Raw genomic sequence first — 10,848 nt, 5'->3', positions numbered from 1 at the left:
AACCCCGGCCGGCACTTGATTTCTGCGAAACTTCCGGAACTAGCCGGCGTAGGGGTCGGCGATGCCGATGTACTGGGTGTATAGGTATTCCTCGATGCCTTCGAGGCCGCCTTCGCGTCCCAGGCCCGACTGCTTCACGCCGCCGAAGGGCGCCGCGGCGTTGGAGATGACGCCGGCGTTCAGGCCGAGCATGCCGGTTTCGAGTTTCTCGCCCATCCGGATGCCGCGGTTGAGGTCCTTGGTGAAGACGTAGGCCACCAGCCCATATTCGGTGTTGTTGGCCAGGCGGACGGCTTCGTCCTCGGTGGAGAAGGTGATGATCGGAGCGACGGGGCCAAAGATTTCCTCGGAGAGGATCCGGGTGCCTTCGGTGACGCCGGAGAGGATGGTGGGCTGGTAGAAGTAGCCCGGTCCCTCTACCGGTGCGCCGCCCAGGACGGCCTTCGCGCCGGAGGCGACGGCGTCGGAGACCAGTTCGTGGACTTTGTCCCGGCTCTTGGCGTCGATCAGCGGCCCCACCTTGGACTCGGGCTCGGTGCCGCGGGCGGTGGTCATGTCCTTCATCTTCGCGGCGAACTTCTCCGCGAACTCCCCGGCTACGGACTCGTGCACGATGAAGCGGTTGGCTGCGGTGCACGCCTCGCCCATGTTCCGCAGCTTGGCCAGCATGGCGCCGGTAACGGCCGCGTCCAGGTCAGCGTCCTCAAAGACCAGGAACGGGGCGTTGCCGCCCAGTTCCATGGAGGTCCGCAGCACGGTTTCGGACGCATCGGCCAGCAGCCGGCGTCCCACCTCGGTGGAACCGGTGAACGACAGCTTGCGCAGGCGCGAATCCTTGATCAGCGGCCCGGTGGTGGCACCGGCCGTTGAGGTGGGGATGACGTTCAGGACACCGGCAGGCAGCCCGGCCTCCTGCATCACGGCAGCGAACAGCTGGGAGGTCAGGGGCGTCAGGTTGGCCGACTTCAATACCATGGTGCAGCCGGCGGCGACGGCCGGGGCGATCTTGCGGGTGGCCATGGCCAGCGGGAAGTTCCACGGGGTGATCAGCAGGCAGGGGCCCACCGGCTTCTTGGTGACCAGGAGGCGGGACTTGCCGTCCGGCGAGACCGAGTACCGGCCGAAAGCCCGGACTGCTTCCTCGGAAAACCAGCGCAGGAACTCGGCGCCATAGGTTACTTCGCCGCGGGCCTCGGCCAGCGGCTTGCCCATTTCCAGGGTCATCAGGAGGGAGAAGTCTTCTGCACGTTCGGTGACCAGGTCGAAGGCCCGGCGCAGGATCTCCCCGCGTTCGCGCGGCGGCACCTTTGCCCAGGATTCCTGGGCAGCCGCGGCAGCATCGAGGGCTGCCGCACCATCCTCGGGGCCGGCGTCGGCAATGCTCAGCAGCACCTTCCCGGTGGCGGGATCCTCGACGTCGAACGTCTTGCCTGAGGCGGCGTCGCGCCACTCACCATTGATGAGCAGCCCGGTGGGAACGGAGGCCAAAAGCCGGGTTTCGCGCTCGGCGGAAACGGCCGGCTGTGCAGTGACAGTCACGATGACTCCCTCGTCAGTAGGGTTGTGGCAGCCCATCGCCGCGGCCGGAGTGACCGGGATCATGGGGCTGATTAACAGCCAGACTACTGCGGGGCATGGCTATGGTCTACGCCGATGCGCACTGCGGAATCGCGGCTTCGCTGTGCACCTGCACAGGCGCCGAAAGCGGACCGTGGCCCGGCTAGCGGGCCGCCAGGACGGCCGAGTAGAGCTCCCTCTTGCTGACCCGGACGTCTTCGGCGACGGCGGCGACGGCCTCCTTGAGCCGGATGCCCTGGGACACCAGCTCATTGACGGCAGCCACATGGTCCTCCGGGGTGCCGGCCGCCTGCTCAGGAGCCCCGCCGAGCACCACGGCGATCTCGCCGCGGACCTCCGTGTCCTCGGCCCACTGGAGCAGTTCGCCAACAGTGCCGCGGATGACTTCCTCGTACGTTTTCGTCAGTTCCCTGCAGACTGCGATGGGCCGGTCCGGCCCGAACCTCTCGCGCAGCGCACGCAGCATGGCTTCGAGCCGGTGCGGCGCCTCGAAGAACACCATGGTGCGCCGCTCCCCGGCAAGGTCCGCCAGGCGGGAGGCCCGTTCGCCGGCCTTGCGGGGAAGGAATCCCTCAAAACAGAACCGGTCCGTGGGCAGGCCCGACAACGCAAGGGCCGTGAGGACCGCGGACGGTCCGGGAACCGCGGTGACGGGAAGTCCCGCCGCAATGGCGCCTTCCACCAGCCGGAAGCCGGGGTCGGATACCGACGGCATCCCGGCGTCAGTGACCATCAGGAGCGTGCTGCCGGAGCGCACGTGGTCAAGGAGCTCAGCGGTCCTGGTGGCCTCATTGTGCTCGTGGTAGCTGATGACGCGGCCCGCCACGTCAACGCCCAGGCTTTGGACCAGACGGTGGAGGCGCCGCGTGTCCTCAGCGGCCACAATGTCTGCAGTGCCCAGCAGTTCCACGAGGCGGGCCGAGGCGTCTCCGGTGTTCCCGATGGGAGTGGCGGCAAGGACGATCCGTCCCGCGGTCGCAGGGCCGGGTTCGGAAAGGGGGCTGGGGTTCGGGTCCACCCACCAAGCCTACTGCCGCCGGGTCTCCGCAGCCGCAAAAGGTAGCATGGGGCTCGTGACGCAGACCTCGACGCGGCCCACGGGGCCCGGGAAACCCAACGCCGCGGGATCCCCGGCCGAAGCCGGGGCAACCGGGACGGCACCCGGCGGTAAGGCCGCCCGCCCCTGGATCAGCCGGCCTGATGAGGCGTTCACGGTGGAGGCACTGCGGGCAAGGCTCATTGGTACCGGCATGTCCTGGCGGGATTATCCGCCGTCGCTCCGGCTGTGGTTCGTCCTGGTCCCGGTCCTGACGGCGGTGGCCGGCGGCCTCCTCCGGTTCATCCGCCTGGAAGTGCCGCACAAGCTGGTGTTCGACGAGACGTACTACGTCAAGGACGCCTACTCCTACCTCATGAGCGGCTATGAGCGCAGTTGGCCGGACAAGGCAAATGATTCCTTTAATGCCGGCAATCCGGACGTCCTGCTGAACACTCCCGAATACGTCGTCCATCCACCGGCGGGCAAGTGGATGATCGCGGCCGGGATGTGGCTGTTCGGGCCGGAGAATCCCTTTGGCTGGCGCTTCGCCGCAGCCCTCACCGGCACCCTCACGGTGCTGCTGGTGTCCTTGATCGCCCTGAAACTGTTCCGCTCGCTTCCGCTCGCGGGTGCCGCGGGGCTGCTCCTCGCCGTCGACGGCCACCACCTGGTGATGTCCAGGACGTCCTTGCTGGACATCTTTCTCACGTTCTGGATCCTTGCCGCGTTCGGAGCCCTGCTGATGGACCGCGACGACGGGCGCCGTCGCCTGGCGGCCCGGCTTGCCCATGCCGCCGCCACGAACGGCGGACAGCCCCCGGCCCGGGCGCTGCTGGCCGGACCGTGGCTGGGCGTGCGCTGGTGGCGGGTGGCCGCGGGGGTCTGCCTGGGCCTGGCCGTGGGCACCAAGTGGTCCGGCCTGTTCTTCCTGGCGGGCTTTGGCCTCCTGACCGTGCTGTGGGACCTCAACGCCCGACGGGTGGCGGGCATCCGCGGCTGGATCAGCGGCGGCGTGATCCGGGACGGAATTCCCGCCTTCGCGGCCACCGTGCCCGTCGCAGCCATTGTCTACTCGGCCACCTGGACCGGCTGGTTCCTTTCGGCCAATGCCTACTACCGTCACTGGGCGGAGAGCAACCCGTCAGCGGAATGGGGCTGGCTGCCCGACTCCGTCCGGTCCCTTGTCCACTACCACCTGGAAGCGTACAAGTTCCACCAGGGCCTGAGCTCCGAGCACCCCTACCAGGCCAGCGCCTGGAGCTGGCTGGTGATGGGACGGCCGACGTCGTTCTTCTATGAATCCCCGCCCCAGGGCACCCCGGGCTGTGACGTGGAAAAGTGCACCTCCGCCATCCTGTCCGTCGGTAACCCGTTGATCTGGTGGGCAGCAGCCATCTCGCTGGTGGTCCTGCTGTTCTGGTGGGTGGGACGCCGGGACTGGCGCGCCGGGGCAGTGCTGGCCGGGGTGGGCGCGGGCTACCTGCCATGGTTCATGTATCCGGAGCGGACCATGTTCTACTTCTACGCGGTGTCCTTTGAGCCGTTCCTGGTCCTGGCCCTGGTGTACTGCCTGGGGCTGGTCCTGGGCCGGGCCACGGATCCGCCGTGGCGCCGTCGCTCCGGCATGTATCTGGTGGTCCTGTTCCTGGCGGCGGCGCTCCTGCTGTCGGCGTTTTTCTACCCGATCTGGACCGGCGAGGTCATCCCGTACGTCGACTGGAAGGTCCGGATGTGGATGCCATCCTGGATCTAGGGCAGGATGGCAACAGAGACCTGAAGGAGCCGCTGCCGCGGCATGGCAGCGGAAACGGAGACCTGCTGTGAGAGAAGCGAGCACGGAACTGCTGGTTGAGCTTGAGGCCAACAGCAACGTGACTGACCTGCTGCTGGAGCAGCACGCCGCCAACCCGGCCCACGCCCTGTACCGGCGGAAGGGCCCCAACGGCTGGGTGGATATCCCCGCGCAAAAATTCCTCCAGGACGTCAGCGCCCTGGCCAAGGGGCTCATCGCCGGGGGCCTGGAGCCCGGCGACACGGTGGCCGTGATGTCGCCCACCTCGTACGAATGGACCCTGGTGGACTTCGCCATCTGGTTCGCCGGCGGTGTGACGGTGCCCATCTACGAAACGTCCTCGGCCAGCCAGGTGGAGTGGATCATCCAGGACGCAGGGGTCCGCCGCGTCTTTGCCGGTGACCGGGCCACGGTGCAGCTGGTCAGCGGCGTGGTGGCCGGTTGCGCCGAGCTCAGCGACCGCCTGGTCAACGTGGTGCGGATGGATTACGACGGCGAGGCCCCGGACCTTGCCAGCCTCGCCGCTGCGGGCACCGGAGTCAGTGATGCTGAACTGGAGCGGCACCGCAGCCGCGCGGGGTTGGCCGACCTCGCCTCCCTGGTGTACACATCGGGCACCACGGGCAAGCCCAAAGGGTGCGAGATCACGCACGGGAATTTTGCCCTGGTGGCCAAGAACATCGTTGCGTTCCTGCCCGAGATCCTGCAGGAGGACCAGGCCCGCACCCTGATGTTCCTGCCGCTGGCCCACGTGCTGGCCCGCGCCGTCCAGGTGGTGTGCCTTGCCGCAGGGGCAACGCTGGGGCATACCCCCGGGGCCGCCCAGCTCCTCGAAGACCTCGGCACGTTCCGCCCCACCTTCCTGCTGGTGGTGCCGCGCATCTTCGAAAAGGTCAGGGCCACGGCCGCCCACAAGGCCGCTGTGGCAGGCAAGGGCAGGCTCTTCGACGCCGCAGCGGCTGCCGCCATCGAGTACTCACGCGAACAGGACCGGCACAGCCGCGGCGAGGGGCCTGGCCCGGGCCGGTTGAGCCGGATCAGGCACGGGATCTATGACCGGCTGGTCTACCCGCGGCTGCGCCAGGCGATGGGTGGCGAGGTGGGATACACCGTGTCCGGGGCCAGTCCCCTGGCTTCCGAGGATGCCCATTTCTTCCGTGGCGTAGGCATTCCCGTCCTGGAGGGGTATGGGCTGACCGAGACCACGGCGCCATGCACCGCGAATACGCCTTCCCGCACCAAAGTGGGAACGGTGGGCATTCCCATCCCGGGCACCACCATCCGGGTGGCCGAAGACGGCGAAATCCTGGTCAAGGGAATCGGTGTTTTCCGGGGCTACCATTCCAATCCGGAGGCTAACGCCGAGGCGTTCGTGGACGGATTCTTCCGTACCGGAGACCTCGGTGAACTCGACAAGGACGGTTTCCTTACCGTCACGGGACGCAAAAAGGACCTCCTGGTCACGGCCGGCGGCAAGAACGTGGCGCCCGGGCCGCTGGAGGAGAAGATCCGCAGCCACCAACTGGTGGCCCACGCCGTGGTGGTGGGCGACGGCAAACCGTTCGTGTCAGCCCTGCTGACCCTGGACCCGGAGGGCGTTGCCAACTGGCGGTCCGAACGGGGCCTTCCTCCCCTCCCCCTCAGCGAAGCCGCGAACGATCCGGCCGTCCTGGCTGCGGTGCAGGAGGCAGTGGACCTGGCCAACCGGATGGTGTCCAAAGCCGAATCGGTGCGCACGTTCAGGCTTCTGGACGCCGAGTTCAGCGTCGAGTCCGGGCACCTCACGCCGTCCCTGAAGCTGAAGCGTTCCGCAGTGGTCCAGGAGTTTCAGGCGGAGATTGCCGGAATCTACGGCTGATCCGCCGTGGCCGGCCCCGCCTTGTCCCGGTCCGCCTCGTCCTGATCCGCCCTGGCCGGCTTTGCCTGCTGCGCAATACCGCGGCGGCGTCGCGTGGGCCAGGTGAGGACCATCGTCACAATGGATGCCAGGAGCACCAGGCCCGCGATGGCGATGCCGGCGTCGATCCAGAACTGGCTGGGGAACAGCCGGATCAGGGTGTCATCCAGGCTGAAGGTCCAGGATCCGGCGGCGAAGAAGACCCGGTGGAATTCGGTGAAGAACTGCTGCCAGCCCAGGGCCGCCAGCGTGCCGAGGCCCAGGATCAGTGCCAGCGTGATGATGGAACCGGCGAAGAGGCCGCGCCGGGTCCCGCCGGTGCTGCGTTTGCGCAGGTACAGGATGGCGGTCAGCGCCAGGAGGAGCAGCAGTGCACCGGCACCAAAGGTGGACAGGATGACAACCTTGACGTCGGCCATGTGGCTGACTTCGCCGTCCTTGAAGAGCTTTTCGCCGCCGCGGTGCACCAGATCGCCCAGGTACCTGGGGCCCGCCCAGTTGCTCAGGTAGTCCACCGCATAGGAGCCGTACGTCATTCTGTCGTCGGTGTTGAAGCCGTATCCGTCACCGGGGAACCCGGGACGGTTGTACTCCACCCAGAGAAAAAGCGGGCTGGTCACGGCCCGGACGGCCAGGATCAGCAGGATTACCGGGTAGATGATGGCCAGCAAAACCTGCATGACACGCGGTGCCACGGGTTTGGCGTTCGCGGCGCTTTCGCGCTGGGCGTTGCGGCGCTCCACTTCCTCCTCGGGGGGACGGACGTGCAGTGCTGACGTGGGAAGGGGTTCCTTGAAGACCGGCGAACCGGTGCCGGGCCCGGCCGCGGCGGAGCCCGCAGTGGAAGTGTGCTCCGCGGGCATGCGGGAGGCGGCAGCTGGGGCTCCGGCGGTGGAGGAGCCGTTGGCGGAGGATCCGACGGCGGCTTCCGCGGCCTTGCGGTCGGCCCGGCTTCCTGGCTGGGCGGCCTTGCTTCCTGCCGCTGCCTGGTTCCGGCCGGCGTGAACGCCGGGCTCGTCGGGGCCGGCCCTATTGATGCCGGGCTTGTCGCCGGCAGGCTTTTCTCCGCCTGGCTTGCCAGCGGCAGGTTTGTCCCCGGCCGGTTCGTTCCCGGCCGGTTTGTCCCCGGCAGCGGGCGTCAGCCAGGAAAATGCGGGCTCGTCGGAGTCCCCGGACGTGTCCAGGAACGGCTCCGGCTGCGGCGTGGCGCTTTTGGCGCGGGCCGGTGTCTCGTCATTCACAGCAGCGTCACTTCCGTTGGGTTCCGCACCGGTCCCAGTCAGCCGGTGCGATTCATTCTGCAGTCGAGCCTACCGTCCGGAAGTTCCGCCGGGCGAGGAACCACCCCGGCAGGATTACAACGATTCAGGCAGCGATTTCCGTGTAGCCGGCATCCTCGCGGCGGAGGTCGCCGCGCTCCCCTGCAAGGCAGGCGCGCCTGCCCCACACCAGGACGTAGACCCAATACGCGCTGAGAACCGCCACCCCGATTCCGATCCTGGCCCAGGCCGGCAGCGGACTGGGGGTGACGAACCCTTCCACCAGGCCTGAGACGAACAGCACCACCACGAGCCCCAGGGCCACCGTAATCAGTGACCTGCCCTCTTCCGCGACGGCGCGGCCCCTGGTCCGTGGTCCGGGTGCGACCATTGCCCAGAAGACCCGAAGGCCCGCTGCGGAGGCAACGAAGACGGCGGTGAGCTCCATGAGCCCGTGCGGCAGGATGTAGCTGAAGAAGACGTCGGACTTGCCGGCAGACGCGAAGATGCCCGCTGCAATGCCCACTCCCTGGGCATTGCTGAACAGGATCATTGGCACCCACACACCGGTGATCCCCAGGGCCACGGCCTGTGCGCTGATCCAGGCATTGTTGGTCCAGACGGCACCGGCAAAGGACGCTGCCGGGTTCTCCGAGTAGTACTTGACGAAGTCCTCGTTCACGTACTGGGCGGCAGCGGCTTCCGAGGCCACGGCCCGGAGGGCTTCGGGGGACGTCCCGATCCAGATGGCGTACGCGGCAGCGATGAGCACGAAAGCGGTGCCGCAGGCCAGGGTCAGCCAGGTCAGCCGGTACAGGGCCGCCGGCAGGGCCACGACGAAGAACCGTGCAAGGTCAGCCAAGGCATTCGAGCGGGCGCCGGTGAAGCGGGTCCGTGCCTGGGCCAGCGTGGCCGAGAGGGACGCGGAGAGTCCGCTTTCCGGCGCCATGGAACGGACCAGCGACAGGTGGCCGGACGTGGACTGGTACAGCGCCAGCAATTCGTCGGCTTCGGCTCCGGTGAGCCTGCCCTTGCCGGCAAGCTTACGCAGGCGCGCCCACTTGTCCGCATTGACGGCGGCGAAGGCATCCATGTCCACGGCTACAGCCTAGCGCCCGGCATTAGAATTTGACCGTCTGCACCATGTGATCGTTCGAACCACCAGATGCGAAGGGCGGGGATGCAGTGTGAGCCCGATAATCACCGGCGAGGCAGTGATGCTGGAGCTCCGGCCGGCGAGCTTCGCCGCCCGGGCCCTGGGCCTGTTTATCGACGCAATCGTCCACGTAGTCCTGCTGGTGCTGGTCATGATTGGCCTGTCGGCCGCAGGCGCGGACCTCGACGGGGCAGCCGCGCGGGCCCTGGGCCTGGCCGCCGTCGTGTTCTGCCTGGTGGTGGTGCCCGTGGCCGTCGAGACCCTGAGCCGGGGCCGGTCGCTGGGGAAGCTGGCCACGGGCCTGCGGGTGGTCCGTGAGGACGGCGGCGCCATCCGGTTCCGGCATGCGGTGATCCGCGGCCTGACCGGGTTCCTTGAGATCTATCTGACGTTCGGCGGCCTTGCCCTCGCCGTGGCGCTCTTCAACGACAAGTCCAGGCGGCTCGGCGACCTGCTCGCAGGCACCTATGCTGTCCGCAGCCGGGTACCTGCGGACCAGGCCCTCCGGGTCTTTGTTCCACCCCATCTGCAGTCGTGGGCTGCAGCGGCGGATATTGGCCGTATTCCGGATGCCACAGCCCGCAGGGCCGCCCAGTTCATCCGCCAGGCAGGCCGGATGGCACCGCTGTCCCGGGCGGGCATGGCGCAGGCCATCGCCGCTGAACTGTCCGCACACGTCGCTCCGCCCCCGCCTCCGGGCACGGGCGCCGATGACTATCTGGCCGCCGTCGTGGCTGAACGGCGGCAGAGGGAGTTCACCAGGCTGTCGCTGTCACACCGGCGGAACACGGAGATCGGGGAACGGCTGCAGCGTCTGCCGTTCTCCACCTGACCTAGTTGTCGTATTCGCTCCACGGGATATTCCAGTCGCCGAACCCGTCGGTATTCGCCGCGTAGTCACCCTCGGTGTTGATGATCTGGACCACGTCGCCGGTTCCCATGTTGTCGAACACCCACGCCGCTCCGTCGGGCAGGAAGCCGATGCACCCGTGGGACACGTTGGCGTTCCCGATGTATGGAAAGGCCGATTCAAGGGCCTGGTGGATGTAGGCGCCGCTCAGGGTGAGGCGGATGGTGTATTCGACGTCGGCCTCACCGTAGTAGGCAGGATCGTCGGGCTTCAGCCCGATGCTTGCCGCCCTGAAGTGGTCAAAGCGGTTCTTCTCCATGAGCACTGCATATCCCTTTGCCGAGGGGAAGCGCTTATCCCCCATGCTGACGGGCAGGGTCTTGACGGGCTGGTCGTTGACGCTGAGCGTGAAGGTATGCGCGGTGGCATCGGCGACGGCCACCTTCTTGTCTCCGATCGAGACATTCACCTTTTTGTTGAAGTTCGCGATTTGGCCGTTGCCCAGGTCAACCCCGAAGAGCTGCATGTCCATGGTGACGGTGGAGTTCGCTGCCCAGAAGTTCTCCGGGCGGTACCGGACCATGGTGTCGCTGTACCAATGGAATGCTCCGGCCTGTCCCGCCGTCGTGGTGATCTTGATGGCCTTTTCCACGGCGGCGCGGTTGGTCACGGGTTCGCTGAAGATGATCTGCAGGGGCTGCCCCACGCCCACCTTCATGCCGTTCAGCGGGTAGACGGCGGCGTCGGCCTCGTGGGAGCTTGTCACCGTGTTGAAGGACTGCGTGGTGCTGGTCTCGCGTCCGGCGGCGTCCTTGACCACGTAGGTGTAGCTGTACTCGGTGTTGAATTCCAGGGGCCCGGTGGCGGACCACGCCGTCCCACTGGCATCGATGCTGCCATCAATGGTCTTCCCCGCCGTACTGGCGAGCGTGACGCGCTGGATGGTCCCGTTGCCCACTTTCAGGGACACCGGGGCCGCAGGGTTCACCTGCTTTGCACCGTTGGCCGGCGCCGCGTCGAAAGTCACGGGCGGAACAACGGGGGAAGCGATGCCCGGCGATGTCCGCAGTGCGGAGCCTGCTTCGGATTCAAGCGGGCCGCCGGCAAGGCCCGGGGCGACGGCGGCGAAAACCCCGCCCAGGGCAGCCAGGACACACACGGCTGCCACGGCAAGGATTTTCTTGGCAGTCCCCCGCCGGCGGGGCTTTACATCAGGCTCCATGTTTCGATCCTAGGTGCAGAAAATAACGGCCCGGGCGCTCGATGGCGCCCGGGCC

8 protein-coding genes are annotated in these 10,848 nt (G+C 67.4%); 3 read left to right on the top strand and 5 right to left on the bottom strand.

Annotation, left to right across the window (positions count from 1 at the left end):
• Positions 1–39 precede the first annotated feature (39 nt).
• Together ACEN9K_RS07605 and rsmI are read right to left on the bottom strand one after the other, a co-directional pair.
• Positions 40–1,539, bottom strand: coding sequence for an NAD-dependent succinate-semialdehyde dehydrogenase (locus ACEN9K_RS07605; protein WP_026265912.1), 1,500 nt, complete (start codon positions 1,537–1,539; stop codon positions 40–42).
• Between the two features lie 181 nt (positions 1,540–1,720).
• Positions 1,721–2,596 carry a 16S rRNA (cytidine(1402)-2'-O)-methyltransferase gene (gene rsmI, locus ACEN9K_RS07600; protein WP_018770143.1) on the bottom strand — a complete coding sequence of 292 codons (876 nt, stop codon included), beginning with the start codon at positions 2,594–2,596 and terminating at the stop codon, positions 1,721–1,723.
• Between the two features lie 46 nt (positions 2,597–2,642).
• On the opposite strand from rsmI, the gene ACEN9K_RS07595 reads away from it, so the two are divergent.
• Both ACEN9K_RS07595 and ACEN9K_RS07590 read left to right on the top strand, forming a co-directional pair.
• Positions 2,643–4,370: a dolichyl-phosphate-mannose--protein mannosyltransferase gene (locus ACEN9K_RS07595; RefSeq protein WP_018770144.1), complete on the top strand. Its 1,728-nt coding sequence runs from the start codon at positions 2,643–2,645 to the stop codon at positions 4,368–4,370.
• A gap of 67 nt (positions 4,371–4,437) precedes the next feature.
• Positions 4,438–6,267, top strand: a complete 1,830-nt coding sequence (locus tag ACEN9K_RS07590) for an AMP-dependent synthetase/ligase (protein ID WP_495635486.1) — start codon at positions 4,438–4,440, stop codon at positions 6,265–6,267.
• On the opposite strand, the gene ACEN9K_RS07585 is transcribed toward ACEN9K_RS07590, so the two are convergent.
• The gene (locus tag ACEN9K_RS07585) at positions 6,258–7,547 is read right to left on the bottom strand and encodes a TIGR01906 family membrane protein (protein ID WP_478222132.1); all 1,290 of its coding nucleotides are present in this window, start codon (positions 7,545–7,547) and stop codon (positions 6,258–6,260) included. The genes ACEN9K_RS07590 and ACEN9K_RS07585 overlap by 10 nt on opposite strands.
• A 124-nt stretch (positions 7,548–7,671) precedes the next feature.
• Positions 7,672–8,664: a stage II sporulation protein M gene (locus ACEN9K_RS07580; protein ID WP_478222133.1), complete on the bottom strand. Its 993-nt coding sequence runs from the start codon at positions 8,662–8,664 to the stop codon at positions 7,672–7,674.
• A gap of 88 nt (positions 8,665–8,752) precedes the next feature.
• On the opposite strand from ACEN9K_RS07580, the gene ACEN9K_RS07575 reads away from it, so the two are divergent.
• Complete coding sequence (locus ACEN9K_RS07575; protein ID WP_478222134.1) at positions 8,753–9,553, top strand: RDD family protein; 801 nt, start codon at positions 8,753–8,755, stop codon at positions 9,551–9,553.
• Between the two features lies 1 nt (position 9,554).
• Here the strand turns inward: ACEN9K_RS07575 and ACEN9K_RS07570 are convergent, their stop codons facing one another.
• A complete protein-coding gene (locus tag ACEN9K_RS07570; RefSeq protein WP_134164538.1) occupies positions 9,555–10,793 on the bottom strand; it encodes a L,D-transpeptidase in 1,239 nt (412 codons plus the stop codon).
• Positions 10,794–10,848: the final 55 nt, after the last annotated feature.

Source organism: Pseudarthrobacter sp. Pseusp20, assembly GCF_059492155.1.
The sequence above is the reverse complement of the archived record's forward strand: the minus strand, read 5'-3'. Positions and strand labels throughout refer to the sequence as shown.

Bases quoted from the DNA above. Each gene is read 5' to 3' on its own strand.
- ACEN9K_RS07595 (WP_018770144.1), top strand. From the start codon at position 2,643: ATGGGGCTCGTGACGCAGACCTCGACGCGGCCCACGGGGCCCGGGAAA.
- ACEN9K_RS07570 (WP_134164538.1), bottom strand. From the start codon at position 10,793: ATGGAGCCTGATGTAAAGCCCCGCCGGCGGGGGACTGCCAAGAAAATC.